The sequence below is a fragment of the Streptomyces sp. NPDC104096 genome (genome assembly GCF_055584385.1).
Map to the genome: position 1 here is coordinate 1 of NZ_JBVJMD010000099.1, position 16,035 is coordinate 16,035.

Genomic DNA, 16,035 nt, shown 5'->3' on the forward strand with positions numbered 1-16,035 from the left:
AGGTTCCACCTTGCTGGTGTCGAGCTCGAAGCAGGCGGTGCCGCACCCGCATGTGCAGCGCGCTCGCACGCTGAGGTGCGGAACCTGCCTTTGGACCGCGATATGAACCGGAGCATCCCCGTTCAGGACTGCCGCAAGCACGTCGGCTACGTCGGCAGGCAGGCTCTCGTTCATCCCGTGACCGTATCTGACCAGCACCTTTGGACTCCGACCCTGCACGGCCCATCGCCGATCGGCCGTCCGGCGTGTTCACGCTTGCAGCACCAGGCCGGTGCCGGCGAGGCAGCCATTGATGACCTCCGGTCGGTACCGCAGCATCTTGAGCTTGCGCTTCACGGCACGGGTGATCTGGCTGAGGTCGGCTGCGGCGAGGCTGCCGATGTCACGCTTGACCAGCGACCAGATGCCTTCTTGCAGGTTCAGGTCGGGCGCGTGGGTGGGCAGCTGGAAGACGGTGAGCCAGTCCGCGTTCGCTTCGATGAACGCCCGCAAGGGCTTGGTCAGGTGCAGGCGGACGTTGTCCCAGACCAGGACGATCGGGCCGCCGAGCTGGATGCGGGCGCGGGTCACGCCCGCGAGCCCGCGGTCGGCGACGACCGGAACACCGTCGGTGGGGAAGGCTTTGAGATCCATGCCCAAGTAGAAGTGTCCGTCTGCACCGGTGAGGATGTCGACGGCCAGGCGGGTGTTGGTCTCCAGCCGGGTCAGGACCGTGTCCATGGCGTCGGCCAGGGACTGGTCGATGGGCGTTGCGGACGTGGGGCCTGTTGAGGGTGATGAGCAGGACGCCGGGGCGTGGCTCGGTCACCGTCACGGGGACTTGGCTGCCCATCTGGTGTGCTCCTGGTCGGGGGACGGTTCGGCGGCGTGGGCGGGAGCGGTCAGTTGCGTACGACGGGCAGTGCGGCCAGTCCGCGCATCACCCGGGCCGGCCGCCAGGGGAGTTCGTCGGCCGGCTTGGCCGGATCTACGGGGTCCAGGCGTTCGAGCAGCAGGGCGAGCACGCCGTTGCCGATGAGGTTCATGGTGGTGTCGTGGCCCACCAGCAGCAGATAGGCGGTGGAGCGCAGTTCCTCCTCGCTCATCGCCCCGCTGTCGTCACTGGCCTGCACGAGAGCGCCCAGCAGGTCCACTCCGTTGCGCTCGCCGCCCGCGCGTTTACCGGCGATCAGGATGTCCAGCAGGCCGTGCAGATCGCCTTCCGCCCGGGCAGGGTCCACGCCCGGAGCAGGGGAGACAGTGGTCATCAGGGTGTTGCGCGTCGCCGCCTTGTCCAGTTCCCGTGGGACGCCGAGGATCGCGCAGATCATCCGGAAGGTCAGCGGCACCGCGAAGGCCGCGATCACATCCACATGGGTGTGCCGCTCGATCCGGTCCAGCAGTCGGTGCGCGGTGTCTGCGATGAAGGGCTTGCGCTTCGGCCCGGTCTTGAGGGGCCTGTTGCCGTCGTGGGCGGGCCTCAAGTCTCCGTTCGTCGGGTTGGCCCATGGCGGTCAGAGCGACGATGGAATATCGCGCGGTACTCCCTCGGCCGCTGGCCCGTATGTCTGGCAAAGATGTCGCTGAACGCCCCAGGGGCGCCGTACCCGACCTCGGCGGCGATGCTCGCGACGGTCCTGTCGGTCGTCTCCAGTAGGTGTCTGGCTCGACGCACCCGGACCGTGTGCAGGTACGCGAGTGGCGTCTCGCCGGCTTCGTCGCCGAAGCGGCGGAGCATGGTTCTCGTGCTTACGTGGAACTCCTGGGCGAGGGTGAGCAGGTCATAGCGAGCACTGAGGTTCTGGTCGAGCCACCGCTTGACGCTGAGCGAGAACTCCCTGCCCACAGTGGGTATGAGCCCCGGGTCGACATAGGGAGCCTGCGTGGAACGCGCATCATCGACAAGCGCGATACGCGCGGTGCTACGGGCGACGCGGGGGCCGTCGTGCTCGCGGATGAGGTGCAGGGCGAAGTCGTACATGGCGCTGAAGGCCGCTGTGGTCGTCACCCCCCGGTCGGTCACGACCAAGCTCTCCGGGCGGAGGCGCACGTCGGCGTACCGGCGGGCGAAACGATCCGCGAACAACCAGGACGTGGTCGCTTGGCGCCCGTCGAGCAGCCCGGCTTCAGCGACCAGGAAGGCGCCCACGCAGATCGATACGACAGCGGTCCCCGAGGCCGCCTGCGATCGAATCGACGCTATTTCCGGTGCCAGGTTTGCGAGTGTCGCGTCGAGATCGAGCGTGGGCGAAAGCTCGAATCCCGGCACGATCAGGACGTCCACCGGGCGAACCGCCGAGACATCGAGGACCGAGCCGCCGGCCGCGATCACACGGCGCCGGGGCGAGACGACCGACGCCTCGTAGGCCGGCTGAACCGACCCTTGCGCCGCGGCGACGTGAGTTGCCATGGCCAGGAGGTCAGGGACGCCGAACACCTCCGACGCGAAGCAGCCGGGGTAGCCCAGCACACCAACGCGCAGCGGACTCATACGGCCCCTCCGGCACCTTCGAACGGGTGGCGATATTACCGTGATACGTGGCGATGCCGCCGCTTCTCAGAGGGGCGGCCGCTCGTCATCATCTCGGTCATGACAATCATGCGAGGACAGAGCGACCCCTTGGACGACTTCTCACGGAGAACCGTCAGCGTCGATGACGTCGGCAAGACCGTGTACGTCGCCGGGTCAGGACCGGCAGTCATCCTCATGCCCGAGATGCCGGGTATCAGCCCCGACGTCGCGCGGTTCGCGCGGTGGGTGCGCGATGCCGGCTTCTCCGTGTACCTGCCCTCTCTTTTCGGCGTCGACGGTGCCTGTCCGCTCGCCGAGGCAGGCGAGACCGTCGTTCGACGCGCCTGCGTCAGCGCCGAGTTCCGAGCCTTCGCCGGTGGCGGCACCAGCCCCGTCGTCACATGGCTGCGCGGCCTCGCCCGCCTGGCGCACGCCGAGCGCGGCGGGCCTGGCGTCGGCGCCGTCGGTCTGTGCTTTACCGGCAACTTCGCCTTGACCATGGCGCTCGAACCGGCTGTCATCGCACCAGTGGTCAACCATCCGTCGCTTCCGCTGGACGATCCCGGCGGTCTGGAGATCAGCGACGAAGACGCCGCTGCCGTGGCTGAACGCGTAGCGCGAGAGGGATTGAAGGTTCTCGCCTACCGCTTCGACAACGACAGGTGGTGCACTGGTCAGCGGTTCGCGGCTTACCGAGCGCTGCTCGGGGACGCATTCGACGGCCGCGTACTCAAAGCCGAGACGGCGAACACGAACCCTCCGCCCTTCTTCCGCGACGTCGTCGGTTGCGCCCACAGCGTCGTCACGGCACACCTCGTCGACCAGGACGGCCACCCCACCATGCAGGCCCGGGACGAGATCATCGCCTTCCTGGCCGAGCGGCTCGGGACGTAGGCTGAATGAGCCCTTGGCACTCCGGTACCCCGCGATGCGACAGAGCGCCGCCGTTTCCCGATGCGATCTGGCCGTCGACCTGGGGTACTCGTGACCGCCCCTCGAAGACCACAAGTGACACAGGCCACTCAGATTTCGATGACACACGCTCAATCTTCAGTGGCACAGGACAGCCTGAAAGCGATCCCGGTGACTGTGGGCGCATCCCGGATCCCAGGCCGACGCCGCGAACCCGGCACTTCCGCACCGGGCCACTGACGACGGCCTCGAATTCAGAAGCCCGGTTATGGGACTTGTTCGTAGGTGGCGGTGGCGGTGGCGGTGGCGGTGGCGATGGCGGTCGGGCAGGTTTCGGCGAGGCGGGTCAGGGCGTCGCGTTCGCCGGCGTCGGCGGTCAGGTTCCAGCGGAGTTTGTCCGCTACCCAGTCCGCGGCGCACGTGCATCGGTCCGCCGGTACGGGCAGTCAGTCCGCTGGGTCCTTGTCTGCCTTGGACCGGTTGGAGTTGCCGGACACCGCGATCAGGCTGTTCGGCGCCCCCTGGTCGTTGGCGTACGCCTCACGCCGCGCTGGGGTCCAGGCGGCTGCTCCGGAGGCCCAGGCTTCGGCGAGGGGGACCATGTGGTCGACGTCGAGGGCGGTCGCCGAGGTGATCCACGTCTGGTCGTACTCCGACCACCATTGGCCTCCCGTTGCTTGAACTGGGCGCGGCTGTAGCCGTCCCGCGGTCCCCCGGGGGCTTCCGCGACCAAGGCGAGCGCCCGGAACAGTGGCACGTCCGCCCCCGCCGGCGGCGCCCGCGGGGACGGTCCCTCCGCCCAACGCTTCGCGTCGTTGATCTGGGACCGCCACCGACACCAACGGTGACCCTCCGTCATTTCAGCACCAAAAGTGAGCCAGAACCCAAATTGAGCCGCTGCCGACAGATGCTCGGGACATACTGACGCGTTTCTCAGTTGACCTGGCGGGCTGACCAGGGAGTGGCGCGACTACAGTCCCGGCTCGTGACCGATGCTGCGCACCGTACTGCTGCGGACGACGACGCGCTTCTGGAGAGGCTGCACGCCCTCGCGCGGGGCTCGGAGAGTGTGCCCCCTCTCCCGGCTGTCTCCCAGATCAGCCCTTTCCCCCGCTCACGAAGACAGAATTCGGCTTCTTGATCACACGTGGGCAGTCCCGGCTACGTACCTGTTTCTGATGCATCCATGGCAAGCACTCTGAAAAACTCGGTGGACATCGCATGCGCCAGCGGCGAGCGTTGGCGGAATGCAGCAGGAGAAGATCTGGGACGCCGATGCCGCCCAGCGCTATGACACGCCCGGTTCCGGAATGTTCGCGCCCGAGGTCCTGGAACCGGCCGTGAACCGTCTCGCCCAGCTCGCAGGCGGCGGAGAAGCGCTTGAGTTTGCCATCGGGACAGGCCGGGTGGCCGTGCCGCTCGCGGAGCGAGGAGTCTCTGTCACCGGCATCGAGCTGTCGCTCCCGATGGTGGAGCAACTGCGAACCAAGGCCGATGAAGCAACGATCCCCGTGATCATTGGTGACATGGCGACCACCGTCGCCCCTGGGAAGTACGTCCTCGTCTACCTCGTGTACAACACGATCTCCAACCTGCTCACCCAGGATGAGCAGGTGCAGTGCTTCCGCAACGCGGCCCGCCACCTCGCACCTGGCGGCCGGTTCGTAATCGAGCTCTGGGTACCTGAATTGCGCAAGCTCCCGCCGGGCCAGACGGCCACCGTCTGGCAGTCCGAACCCGGCTATATCGGGTTGGACACCTACGACGTCCTCCACCAGCACGTCGTATCGCACCACTTCCGTTTTGATGAGACCCAGCAGGCGCGGTTGTTCCGCAGCCCTCATCGCTATGTCTGGCCGGCTGAGCTCGACCTTATGGCCCAGTTGGCCGGATTCGAACTGGAGACTAGGCATGCGGACTGGGCCGGCGCCGAATTCACCGCCGAGTCGCGTTCTCACGTCTCCGTCTACCGGATCCCACCCGCCGGGTAGCTCCGCATGGTCGGGACCGGCCGCGATTCGCGCCCGCCGACTGCTGAATCTCCCTTGGGGCCGCAGGAGTTCGTAGGAGAGTGGGCTCCTGGCGGGTTCTCGGAGCTCGGTCCGGGTGGGGTTGCCGACCGTGAACTTGAGAACGATCGGTCCCGGTTGGCCTCGCGAGAGGCGGGCTGCGCGCTCCTGCGGGAGGACCGGCGGGTGATCCGCCTTGTCATCGGCGTGATCGTGGCCCACGTGATCAAGGATTCCGAGTGCTGGATGAGCCGTTCGTAGTCGCGTGCGTGACGGCGGGCGTGCATGATCTGGACCAGGCTCCGCTCGACAACCCAGCGGTGGGGCAGGATGACGAACCCGACAGCGTCCTTCGGACGGCTGATGGTCTTGAGCGTCAGGTTCAGGTGCTTCTTCGCCCAGGTCACGAGCTGCCCGGCATAGCTGGAGTCGGCCCACACGATGGTGATCTCCGGGTGCATCAGCCGCAGCCGGAACAGGACTTCTTCCGCGGCGTCGCGGTCGGTCATGTCGGCCGGGGTGACCATGACGAACAGCGGCAGGTCCTTGGTGTCGACGACCGGATGCCACTTGCGGCCGTTGATTTTCTTCGCGCCGTCGTAGCCGCGCGAGTCGCGCCCGACGGTCTCGGCGGCCTTGACGGACCGGGAGTCGATGACGGTGGCGACCGCGCCGGGGGCCCGGCCCATCTCGCGGCGGATGCGTTTGCGCAGCTGGTCGCGGATCTGTCCGACGACTCCGGCCGCGGCCCAGCGGGTCATGAAGTTGTAGCAGGTCCGCCAGGGCGGAAAGTCGCTGGGCAGGGCCCTCCACTTGCACCCGGTTTTCCATCGCTGGCAACGTCCCTCAGCGACACGACGCCGACGCCATTACGGACCCTCGCCATCAAAGACACCGACGACAACACCGACCCGTCCGCCGGCGAGCGGTCTTGAGGGGGTTGCCTTCAGCGCATTCCAAGGCCAACCGGGTGGCGCGCCGCAGGGAAGTCTCGGCTTCGGTGCGTGTGGTGAGGTCGTCGCATGCCAGAGCGGGGCCGGCCGGGACCGGCGGGCGCCGGGTGAGAAGACGACCACTCTCCAGGAAGGACACGCCGACGGACGGAAGGCGCTCGGACACCGGAGACTGACGGGCCGACCCCGCCACGGTTCATGTTGATGCATTACATTGGTTGTTGCAAGCTCTTCGCAATAAAGGCATAGGCTGCCCCCGGACGATCACTCACCCGGAAAGGGGACGTGCCTGATGGGCACCTACGCGCTTCCCGACCTGCCCTACGACTACGCCGCACTGGAGCCGGCCATCACCGGGCAGATCCTGGAACTGCACCACGCCAAGCACCACGCCGCCTACGTCGAGGCAGCCAACGACACCCTCGAACAGCTCGCCGAAGCCCGCGACAAGGACCAGATCACCCCGGCCTCACTGGTCGGGCTGGAGAAGACGTTCGCCTTCAACCTCTCCGGTCACGTCCTGCACTCGATCTTCTGGCAGAACCTCTCACCCGACGGCGGCGACCGCCCCGACGGCGCACTTGCCGACGCCATCGACGAACACCTCGGCGGCTTCGAGCAGTTCAAGAAGCAGCTCACCATGGCTACCGCGTCCGTCCAGGGATCCGGCTGGGGCGTGCTCGCCTGGGAGCCCCTCGGCAAGCGGCTGATCGTCGAGCAGGTCTACGACCACCACGGCAACGTCGGCCAGGGCAGTACCCCGCTGCTGGTCTTCGACGCCTGGGAGCACGCCTACTACCTGCAGTACAAGAACGTCCGCCCCGACTACGTCGACAGGCTCTGGAACCTGGTCAACTGGGAAGATGTCACGGCCCGCTACACCGCGGCGGTCGGCGCCTGATCCAACAGCGCACAAGCTCACCCGGCGGACCGGGAAGCCGGCCTGGCTTCCCGGCCCGCCCACTGGGTTCGGCGGCCGTCCGGCCAAGATCAGGAATGCGCCCGGATCGCCGAGATCGCCCCCGACGGCGGACACGGTGGACGCCTGAGCTGACCCTGACGCGGTCAGCCCCCGAGCCGTTCGGCTCCCAGGCCGACCGCACCCTCGCCATCGGCCACGAGCAAGTCGTTGTCTCAGTTGGTGGTGCACCGACAACGGATGGCGCCCAGGAAGTCACGGGAGCATGGCCGTTCAGGGGAAGTGACAGCGGAGCTGGTCATCCCGGTTCAGGGGTGTAGTTGTGCGAGTTCGTCTGCACGGCGGTGGTCCTTTGGGCGGCCGAGGGCTCGGCGCATGCGAATCAGATCGTCAAGTGCGGCATAGCGGATGGTGAAGCCCGCGGGGTCATGAGTCGTTTCGGCCCCGGTCAGGCAGGGGGCGACATCCATGGCTCCCCAGGGAAGGGCGGGGGTGCACAGGTCTCCGTTGGCACCGGTGACCCGGTATCCCACCTGTGCTCGGTCGAGATCGGGCAGTTCAGGGCAGCCGCACAGGGCGAGGGCGCGGCGCAAGGCGCGCGCCTCGTCAGGGGTGCCGTCCCAGAGCAGGTCGAGGTCCCCGGTCAGTTCGGTGGAGCCGTGCATGATGCCAGCGACCTGGCCGATGACCACCGCACGCGAGCCGGCGTCATGGAGGGCTTGGAGGAAGGGGAAGGGATCGAAGCCGAGTGCCCCATCGGTGGCGAAGGTGCCCAGCACATCATCGGCCTCCTCTGGGCGACGACCGCTGGGGGTACGTTCTCGCGTTGCGTCTTTGGTCCTGGCGATCGCCTGCCGCAGGCGCAGGGCAGCTGTCTGGCTCATACGCCCATCCAACACGGCCCGACCATGACTGTGATCAGACCGGCTGCACCCGCATCGAGCTCGTGCCCGGCCGGCCGGGTGAGCTTCCCGGACTGCCTGACTGACCCGCCCGGTGGCCGACCGCCCCTTCCTGACCGGCGGACTGTGTGCGGGCCGGACTCCAGCCGGGCCGGGGCTTGTCCGCTGCCCGGTCAACGTGCAGGGCATGTGATGCCTCGGGTCCCGCGCGGCGGGAGGGCCGCTCACGTCGACAGCGGCCTACGTCACCCAGCACGATGGGGACGCCCCATATCCAGCGCAGACGGCACAGGGGCCGCAGGATCGCGAACGCATGCCGCGGCCGGCCCGGCTGCCCGCAAGGCATGTGGTGCTGCCGACGCCGGTGCGGCCCCTGCGGGACGGCCGGTCCGGGGTTTGCGCGCACGGACGCGGCGTCTGCCGGATGCGATTGAGCCGGTGTCGCCCAACTGTGCGTGCTTGCGCCGCTCCCGCCCGGGATACGGCGCAAGCACGCTGTTGGAGCGCTGACGACCCTGCCAGTCCTGGCTGCTCAGGGCAAAGGCGGCGCGGGGTCAACTTTCCGACAGGCTGTCAGTTCGCATGCTGGGGCAGGGGCGGTCCGATGCCCAGGACGGCGCAGGCGGCCCGTGCCACGCTGGTCGGCGCTACGGCGGGATCGGGCGGGGGCAGCAGCATGTGGCTGATGCTGAGACGTACGAGCAGGTCGGCGGCTTCGGCGCGCCGGTTCTCGTCGACGTGGGGCAGGACGTCGCCCAGCCAAGCGGCGACCAGGGTCCAGGCGGTGGTGAGGATCGGCTCGGGACGGCTGGTCAGGAAGGGCAGGAGGGCGTCGGTGCCGCCGCGTGCGGCGCTGAGCACGGCATCGATGAACGGGTTGTTCTCGGCCTCGGCCAAGGCGTGGGCTACGCCGGCCCGCAGGGCAAGGCCCACATGGCTGCGGTGGCGGTCCAGAACGTCGGCCAGGCTGGTGAGGAAGCGGTCGGCCTCGCGGCGTACCAAGGCCTGCCCTATGCCTGCGCGGTCGCCGAACTCCGCGTAGATGGACGGGCGGGAGACCTCGGCGCGCTGGGCGAGGTCGGCCACTCTGACCCGGTCCCATCCGTTCTGTGCAGCCAGGGTCCACGCCTCGTCGAGCACTCGCCTGCGCATCTCCTTGCGCCAGGCCACGCGAGGCGGATCCGGCGGCTGCGAAGAACGGGCCGCCGTCCCCTTCTCCGGCAGAACCTGCCGCCATGACCTGCCTGTCTGCTGCATCACCCGGTCCCTTCCGCATTACACCTGATGTCGCATCAGAATATTTACACAGCGCCGCCTTTGTCAGCCGTCCTGGCCGGCTGTCAGTCTGAGGCCCCCACAGCGTGCTTCCGCCCCCACCTCGGCCAAAGAGGCGGAAGCACGCATTCTCGACGAAGGAGTGGGCACATGAGCCGCGCTGCCGACGACGTCTCCTGGCGGGACCCCAAGCGCCTGTGGTGGCCCTTGGCACTCGCCGTGCCGACCCTGCCCTGGCAGGCCGGCGCCCTGGTGCACGCCACTGGTGCCACCGCATTCTGGTGGTGGGGGCCGTTCTTCGCCTTCGCCCTGGTGCCGCTGTTCGACCTGGTCACCGGCGTGGACGGCAAGAACCCTCCCGAGGCGGCCATGCAACGCCTCGAGCGCGACCGCTACTACCGCTGGTGCACCTACCTCTATCTGCCGCTGCAGTTCGCGTCCCTCGTCTGGGCCTGCCGGCAGTGGGCGGGCGGCGGCCTCGGCGTCACCGGCTCGATCGGGCTGGCGGCCACCACCGGTGTGGTGGCCGGGGTCGCCATCAACACCGCCCACGAACTGGGCCACAAACGCGAGCAGGCGGAACGCCGCCTCAGCCGCCTGGCGCTCGCCCAAAGCTGCTACGGACACTTCTACGTCGAGCACAACCACGGCCACCACGTGCGCGTAGCGACACCCGAAGACCCCGCCAGCTCCCGCATGGGAGAAAGCTTCTGGGCCTTCCTGCCCCGGACGGTTGTGGGCAGCCTCCGCTCCGCCTGGCTGCTGGAGCAGCGCCGCCTGCAGCGCCGAGGACGACGCACCTTCAGCTTCCACAACGACGTCCTCACCGCATGGGCACTGACGGTGCTGCTCTTCGCCACCCTGACCGCACTGTTCGGGCTCATGGCGCTGCCCTGTCTGCTCCTGCAGGCGGTCCTCGGCATCGGCCTGCTGGAGTCGGTGAACTACCTGGAGCACTACGGCCTGCTGCGCCGGCGGCGCCCGGACGGCCGCTACGAACGCGTCGCGCCCCGGCACAGCTGGAACAGCAACAACACCGTCAGCAACCTCTTCCTCTTCCAGCTCCAGCGGCATTCCGACCACCACGCCAACCCCCTGCGCCGCTACCAGACCCTGCGCCACTTCGACGAGGCCCCGCAGCTCCCCGCCGGATATGCGGCGATGATCGTCCTCGCCTGGATCCCGCCGCTGTGGCGCCGCGTCATGGACCGACGGCTGCTGGCCCACTACGACGGCGACGTGAGCCTGGCCAACACCAAGCCCCTGGCGGGGCCACCGTCGGCGGCATCCACCCCTGCCGCTCCCGCGGCCACCGCGCCCCGACAGGCTGCTGACCGCGGTGCGTAGACGTCCCCCTGGTCACAGCACGGATGGCCAGCCCGTAGACCGGGAGGGCCATCCGTGCGCGGTCGTTCAGGTCCAGCGCATGCCGAGTCGGTCGAGTTCGGCGCGGCGTTGCGGGCTGAGCTTGGTGGCGCGGCGGCGGGTGTTGTCCAGCCACGCTCCCAGCTTGTGCTCGACACCGTCCACGATCTCCACAGCCTTGCGGGGGACGGTCAGGTGGCCTTCGCGGGCATGGAACTGCCGGGCGGCGGTGAGGTTCGCGGCCCAGCGGGCATCCTGCAACCACGGAGCGCCAGGTACCGGCTCGCCTTCCGCGGAGGATTCGATGCCGACGGATTCCAGGAGTCACTGCTGGGCGGGCATGAGCTTGTCCCACCCGGCCCGCTGTCCGGTGATCCAGACGCCCAGGTCCTCGCCTTGCACGATCAGGTGCCCCGGCCCGGCGGGGAGCGCGCCGCCCGCTTTCCTGTGGGCGAGGGTGAGCCGGCAGGAGCGCTGCCAGCTGATGTCCCACGCCGGGCACCACCCTGGACCAAGCTCTGCCAGTGCCTCCGCCCTCGACTCCGGCAGTTCGCCCGTGTACGGGACGTCCGTTTCCCCGTCCTCCCGCCGCTGAGCGTTCTCGGCCGCCTTGCGGGCGGCGGCACGGGCGTTCTTCATGAAGGTCCCGATGGGGTAGCCGTCCCAGACGGCGGAGGTGGGCGGGAGCAGGTGCGAGTGTGCGTCGGCGTACGCGCGGGCGACGGCGAGGCCGCTCTCCCACGCGGACGCCTGCACCGACCACACCATCCCGAGTGCCTCCAGCTCGGTCACGCGCGCGGCCTCCAGGGTCCCGGCTCCGTAGTACCGCCGCTGATCCGCCAGCCACCCCCCCAGCGGATGCCCGCCGGCACCGCCCCAGTCCTTCGGCGACACGAACGTGTAGGGCACCCGCAGCTGGGTGCTGCCGGTCTCGCGCAGCCACCTGGTGGCCGCCTCGATGCCGCGCCGCCAGTACGCAGCTTCGGGGTCGATGACCCGCAGCCGGACGAACCGGGTGGGCGCAGCCGGATCGTGTTCCTCGCTGAACCTGAGCACGCCAGCCGCCGCCGCGCTGACCTGGACGACGTCCTGCTCCTACTCCTGGCCGTCGTCGTCCTGGTCGTGGTCGTCGTCCGCGCCCAGCTGGGGACGGGCGTTGCGGACGCGGGGGTCGGCGAGTGCTTCGATCTCGCGGAAGTCTGCGGCCGCTCGACAGACGTCCTGGCCAACCCCCTCGCGGATGCCACACCAGCGCATCTCCCCATCTGGACGAAGGACGACCTCCGAATCCGGCGCCGCGTCGCCTTGAGGAGCGACGGCTTCGACATGACCGGGCCGATCGAACAGGACGCTCGCTGGAACAAGGCCAGTCTGCGACAGATCGCCAATGGCTGGCAGATCCCGCTCTGGAGCCTCAAGAGGATCCTCAGCCTTCGCTTCCCCGATCCCAACCCCCCGGCACGGGCCTTCATGACGGAGGACAACTACCGCAGGATCAAGACCCCCTACTCACAGGGTCTGACCGCCACGGAGACATGGCGCTGCTTCCTCGACAACCACGACTCCTGGATTCCCCTGACCACCATCACGGCGCTCTGCATCACCCTCGCCCGAGAACCCCAACTGGCCGAGTCCTGCGAAAGCCAGTAGCTCTTCAGGGCCGGCTGTACCGGTTCTCGGCGGGCCCACCACGAGATCGGGAAGTCAGAACGGAGGGCGCGCCTGTACAGACGCTCGGACGTGGGAGACCGGTCCACCGCCGTCAGCCGAGGGCGCCGAGCAACTCGCGCTCGCGCTGCGCGCTGAGGCCTGCGCGCCTTTCCCGGTCCAGCCCCTGCTCGCGTTCCCAGCGCAGCGTGTCGGCCAACATCTCCGCCGGGGGCCGGTGACGTAGCCCCGCGGCGCGCGCCGCGGACCCGTCCCTGGCCGACCATCCTTCCCAGCCCGGCTCGACCAGCCACATCGCCAGCGATTCGGGCCCCATGTACTGGGCCACGCCGTTGGCGAGCAGCCACGCCGATTCGGCGGTGACCACCGGACCGGTGTGCCCGCCGGCGGCGCGAGACAGCTCGATCCACTCTTCGAACGGAACGACCGGGCCGACGGCGTCGTACGTGCCGGTGGTTCCCGTCTCCGCGGAGTCGAGCAGCCAGGAGGTGAGGTCCCGCACGTCGATCACCTGGGTGGGCATGGCCGGTGTGTCGGGGACCAGCATCGGCCCTCGCGGATCGCGTGCGGCGCGGGCGACCCAGTAGCCGGAGCGCCCGCTGTGATCGCCCGGGCCGCCGATGAGCCCGGCTCGTGCGATGAGGAGGCGGTCGGCCACAGCGGCCGTCGACGCCTGCTCGCAGGCGACCTTCGCCTCGCCGTACAACTCGCGGTCGACCTCGCTCCTGTCGGTCGGGGCGAGCAGGGCCGCGGACTCGTCCGCCCCCAGCGCGGCGTGGGAGGCGTAGGCGTTGCCGGACGAGACATACACCCAGTGCCCGGCCTTGCCGCCCAGCACGTCGAGCGCTCCACGAACGAAGCCCGGCTGCCATGACACCTCGACGACCGCGTCCCATACGCGGTCGAGCAGGGGATCGTACGCCAACGGATCGCGCCGGTCGGCGGCGACCAGTGTCGCTCCGTCCGCGACTTCTCCGCTCTCGCCACGCGCGAGGCAGGTCACCCGATGGCCGCGTTCGATCGCCTGCCGCGACAGCTCCCGAGCCACCCATGCCGTTCCACCCAGAACCAGGATCTCCATCCCGACACACAAGCACCGGGATCACCGCCCGGCCAGGCGGATTCGCTGACAGCAGATGGTCATCCGTCAGATCGACCTCAACCCTTGGGCAATAACGCCGCCCCGCCGAGGCATCCAAACAACCGGATCATGACGTCGCACTGGAGTACTGACTGCCTGTCCCCGCCGAGGGCGCAACGCACCAGACCATCCCACTCGCGCCCCGCTAATGACCTGTAGTGACCCGCGCCGCTCAAACTTCGATGGCACACGCTCAGAGTTCGATGGCACAGGACACCTCCGTGTGTGACGCTGCACCGAAGTGCCGAACCGCGTTCCGGCTCCGACGCGTTGCGGGGCCTGCCGCCGGAAGGGGAAGAGGACCGTTCATGCCTGCCATCCGCCTGCGGGACCATCAGGTCGAGGCCGTCGACGCGATCGTGCGCGGTCTGGACGTACCCCGCGGCAGGATCGGGGCCGAGGGTCTGCGCGGGCAGGTGCACGCTGCCTGCGGCACCGGGAAAACGGTCATGGTGGCCGCCGCGGCACGGCGGATCGCGCCCCGGGGGCGGGTTCTCGTCCTGGTGCCGACCCTGGACCTGCTGACCCAGACCGTCAGGGCCTGGCACGACGCCGGGCACACCGGACCGGCGGTCGCGGTCTGCTCGCTCCAGGACGACCCGGAGCTGTGGAACCTCAGGGTCCGTTGCACGACCAACCCGATCCAGCTGGCCCTGTGGCACGGCTCCGGGCCGGTCACCGTCCACGCCACCTGCGCATCCCTGCCCGTACTGGCGGTGGCCTTCGAGGGCGCCTACGGCCAGCGGCTCGACCCCGTGGACCTCGCGGTGGTCGATGAGGCCCACAGGACGAGCGGCTCGATGGGCAAAGCGTGGGCGGACATCCACGGGCAGGACGTCATCCCGGCCCCGCGGCGGCTGTACATGACGGCCACACCGCCGATCTGGCAGGGGCGGGCCCCCGCCTGGGAGATCGCCGAGGGCGTACAGGACGCGCTGCCGCAGGAGATGGCAGCCTCCATGGACGACAGGGAAGTCTTCGGGCCCGTCCTGTACAAGCTCTCGCTTGCGTCGGCCGTCTCCCGGAGCCTGCCGGCGCGGTACCAGATCATCGTCCCGGAGCTGAAAGACCCCGTCGTCACCCCGGGACGGCTGATGGGCGAGGACCGGCACACCGAAGAGGTGCGCGGGCAGCGGCTCGGGGCGCTCCAGGCGGCGCTCCTGCACCCGATCGCCCGGCACGGGCTCCAGACATGCATCACCTTCCACCACCGGACCATAGAGGCACAGGCGTACGCGGAGGGCCTTCAGCGTGTCGAGGCGAAGCTGCACGCGGACCAGCCCGAGCGGCACCCGGAGCGGATCTGGGCAGACTGGCTGTGCGGCGAGCATGCCCCGGAGCTCCGGCACGAGGTCCTGGGCGGGTTCGGCTCCACCGCACAGCGGGCCGCCCAGCCTCCACACCTTCGTCAACGGCCTCGAACGCGATCTCGCCGCCGTCACCGCCGGCCTCACGCTGCCGTGGAACTCCGGCATCGTCGAAGGCCACGTCAACCGAATCAAAATGATCAAACGTCAGATGTACGGCCGAGCCGACTCGGCCTCCTGCGGAAACGCGTCCTGCTGGCATCCTGGCAGGACAGTCACGAGCTCTGCTGGAGGCGCTCCGCAGCCTGAGCAGGGGTGTCGTAGTAGCCAGGCCGTGCCAACAAGACCGAGCTGAAGTAGTAGCCCTGCTCTTCCTCCGGCTCATCATCGGCTGCGAACGGACGCCAGAAGCCCAGCAGCAAGTCCGGGGCGATGAATGAAGCATCGTCGTCAGGATCTTCCTCGATCGAGGTCGACTCACCGACGCGCCGGACAACTTCGCGGGCCGGAAGCGCGAACACGTCCACACCCTGGAACAACACTCGATCCGTCTGAGACGACGGCCTTCCCAGCTCGACGGCTTCAAGCATGTCGCGCACGCAGTGGATGCTGATCATCAGCCCACTGGGACGGAAGATGTGCTGACCCGGCCGATCGGACTCCGAGATCGCAGATAGATCGCGGAGCGAGTCCAACGCCGTGTTGGCCGCGTGTCGAGTCATACCGATCCGCAACGGGCCGACGCCGTTTGGTGGGGCGAGGTCGAAGTCCATGCGGGCATGATCCCAAACAGGTCTGTCAGCGAGCGACAAAGGGCCATCCCGTCCCGACAGGTTACAGAGCGTGAGGGCTCCACAGAAGCTGGACCAGAATCTTGAAGTGGCCCCGGCTTCCGGGCCGAGTCGGCCCCGGCTCATAGCCTCCCGGTACCGGCGCTGGTCGCCGGACGTTCGCCCAAATGGAACGGCGCAGGCGGCGCTATGCTGCTGTGCCATGCCGGAGACGCGCCTCGACACCGCTCGGATCCGGGCGGCTCGCCAGGTGATCGACCCGGTCTTTCTCGACACTCCGCTGTACCGCTGCGAGGCGCTGG

13 protein-coding genes and 6 pseudogenes are annotated in these 16,035 nt (G+C 68.7%); 8 read left to right on the forward strand and 11 right to left on the reverse strand.

What is annotated here, in order from left to right; all coding sequences use genetic code 11:
• Window positions 1-249: 249 nt before the first annotated feature.
• The 3 genes and pseudogenes from ACZ60B_RS41075 to ACZ60B_RS41085 all read right to left on the reverse strand — a co-directional run.
• Window positions 250-570, reverse strand: a pseudogene (locus ACZ60B_RS41075) (transposase); the annotation flags it as partial.
• Between the two features lie 311 nt (window positions 571-881).
• Window positions 882-1,463: a cytochrome P450 family protein gene (locus ACZ60B_RS41080; RefSeq protein ID WP_469396756.1), complete on the reverse strand. Its 582-nt coding sequence runs from the start codon at window positions 1,461-1,463 to the stop codon at window positions 882-884.
• The gene (locus ACZ60B_RS41085; RefSeq protein WP_469396758.1) at window positions 1,460-2,470 is read right to left on the reverse strand and encodes a GlxA family transcriptional regulator; all 1,011 of its coding nucleotides are present in this window, start codon (window positions 2,468-2,470) and stop codon (window positions 1,460-1,462) included. Before ACZ60B_RS41085 ends, ACZ60B_RS41080 begins: the two co-directional genes overlap by 4 nt.
• Window positions 2,471-2,569: 99 nt before the next feature.
• On the opposite strand from ACZ60B_RS41085, the gene ACZ60B_RS41090 reads away from it, so the two are divergent.
• A complete protein-coding gene (locus tag ACZ60B_RS41090) occupies window positions 2,570-3,385 on the forward strand; it encodes a dienelactone hydrolase family protein (protein ID WP_469396760.1) in 816 nt (271 codons plus the stop codon).
• Window positions 3,386-3,669: 284 nt separating this feature from the next.
• On the opposite strand, the pseudogene ACZ60B_RS41095 reads toward ACZ60B_RS41090, so the two are convergent.
• Window positions 3,670-4,077 (reverse strand): annotated as a pseudogene (locus ACZ60B_RS41095) (GmrSD restriction endonuclease domain-containing protein); the annotation flags it as partial.
• 573 nt (window positions 4,078-4,650) lie between these two features.
• Here ACZ60B_RS41095 and ACZ60B_RS41100 point away from each other — a divergent pair.
• Window positions 4,651-5,394, forward strand: a complete 744-nt coding sequence (locus tag ACZ60B_RS41100) for a class I SAM-dependent methyltransferase (protein ID WP_469396762.1) — start codon at window positions 4,651-4,653, stop codon at window positions 5,392-5,394.
• Window positions 5,395-5,439: 45 nt separating this feature from the next.
• Here ACZ60B_RS41100 and ACZ60B_RS41105 read toward each other — a convergent pair.
• Window positions 5,440-6,275 (reverse strand): annotated as a pseudogene (locus ACZ60B_RS41105) (IS5 family transposase); the annotation flags it as partial.
• Window positions 6,276-6,657: 382 nt separating this feature from the next.
• Between ACZ60B_RS41105 and ACZ60B_RS41110 the strand changes: the two are divergent.
• Window positions 6,658-7,266 carry a superoxide dismutase gene (locus tag ACZ60B_RS41110; protein ID WP_469396764.1) on the forward strand — a complete coding sequence of 203 codons (609 nt, stop codon included), beginning with the start codon at window positions 6,658-6,660 and terminating at the stop codon, window positions 7,264-7,266.
• A 326-nt stretch (window positions 7,267-7,592) separates the two neighbouring features.
• Here the strand turns inward: ACZ60B_RS41110 and ACZ60B_RS41115 are convergent, their stop codons facing one another.
• Together ACZ60B_RS41115 and ACZ60B_RS41120 are read right to left on the reverse strand one after the other, a co-directional pair.
• Window positions 7,593-8,168: a hypothetical protein gene (locus tag ACZ60B_RS41115; RefSeq protein ID WP_469396767.1), complete on the reverse strand. Its 576-nt coding sequence runs from the start codon at window positions 8,166-8,168 to the stop codon at window positions 7,593-7,595.
• 591 nt (window positions 8,169-8,759) lie between these two features.
• Window positions 8,760-9,356, reverse strand: coding sequence for a TetR/AcrR family transcriptional regulator (locus tag ACZ60B_RS41120; protein WP_469396769.1), 597 nt, complete (start codon window positions 9,354-9,356; stop codon window positions 8,760-8,762).
• A gap of 255 nt (window positions 9,357-9,611) precedes the next feature.
• Between ACZ60B_RS41120 and ACZ60B_RS41125 the strand changes: the two genes are divergently transcribed.
• Window positions 9,612-10,808, forward strand: coding sequence for an alkane 1-monooxygenase (locus ACZ60B_RS41125; RefSeq protein WP_469396771.1), 1,197 nt, complete (start codon window positions 9,612-9,614; stop codon window positions 10,806-10,808).
• A 66-nt stretch (window positions 10,809-10,874) separates the two neighbouring features.
• On the opposite strand, the gene ACZ60B_RS41130 is transcribed toward ACZ60B_RS41125, so the two are convergent.
• Window positions 10,875-11,087: a helicase associated domain-containing protein gene (locus tag ACZ60B_RS41130; protein ID WP_469396775.1), complete on the reverse strand. Its 213-nt coding sequence runs from the start codon at window positions 11,085-11,087 to the stop codon at window positions 10,875-10,877.
• Window positions 11,088-11,150: 63 nt separating this feature from the next.
• Complete coding sequence (locus ACZ60B_RS41135) at window positions 11,151-11,882, reverse strand: helicase associated domain-containing protein (RefSeq protein WP_469396777.1); 732 nt, start codon at window positions 11,880-11,882, stop codon at window positions 11,151-11,153.
• On the opposite strand from ACZ60B_RS41135, the gene ACZ60B_RS41140 reads away from it, so the two are divergent.
• Window positions 11,859-12,476, forward strand: coding sequence for a hypothetical protein (locus tag ACZ60B_RS41140; RefSeq protein WP_469396780.1), 618 nt, complete (start codon window positions 11,859-11,861; stop codon window positions 12,474-12,476). The genes ACZ60B_RS41135 and ACZ60B_RS41140 overlap by 24 nt on opposite strands.
• 112 nt (window positions 12,477-12,588) lie before the next feature.
• Here ACZ60B_RS41140 and ACZ60B_RS41145 read toward each other — a convergent pair whose 3' ends face one another.
• Window positions 12,589-13,575, reverse strand: coding sequence for a Rossmann-fold NAD(P)-binding domain-containing protein (locus ACZ60B_RS41145; RefSeq protein WP_469396782.1), 987 nt, complete (start codon window positions 13,573-13,575; stop codon window positions 12,589-12,591).
• Between the two features lie 368 nt (window positions 13,576-13,943).
• On the opposite strand from ACZ60B_RS41145, the pseudogene ACZ60B_RS41150 reads away from it, so the two are divergent.
• Window positions 13,944-14,504 (forward strand): annotated as a pseudogene (locus ACZ60B_RS41150) (DEAD/DEAH box helicase family protein); the annotation flags it as partial.
• Between the two features lie 520 nt (window positions 14,505-15,024).
• A pseudogene (locus ACZ60B_RS41155) lies at window positions 15,025-15,251 on the forward strand (hypothetical protein); the annotation flags it as partial.
• Here the strand turns inward: ACZ60B_RS41155 and ACZ60B_RS41160 are convergent.
• Entirely contained in the window at window positions 15,218-15,715 is a 498-nt protein-coding gene (locus ACZ60B_RS41160) for a hypothetical protein (RefSeq protein ID WP_469396784.1), read from the reverse strand. The pseudogene ACZ60B_RS41155 and the gene ACZ60B_RS41160 sit on opposite strands and share 34 nt — an antisense overlap.
• 220 nt (window positions 15,716-15,935) lie before the next feature.
• Here ACZ60B_RS41160 and ACZ60B_RS41165 point away from each other — a divergent pair.
• Window positions 15,936-16,035 (forward strand): annotated as a pseudogene (locus ACZ60B_RS41165) (threonine dehydratase); the annotation flags it as partial.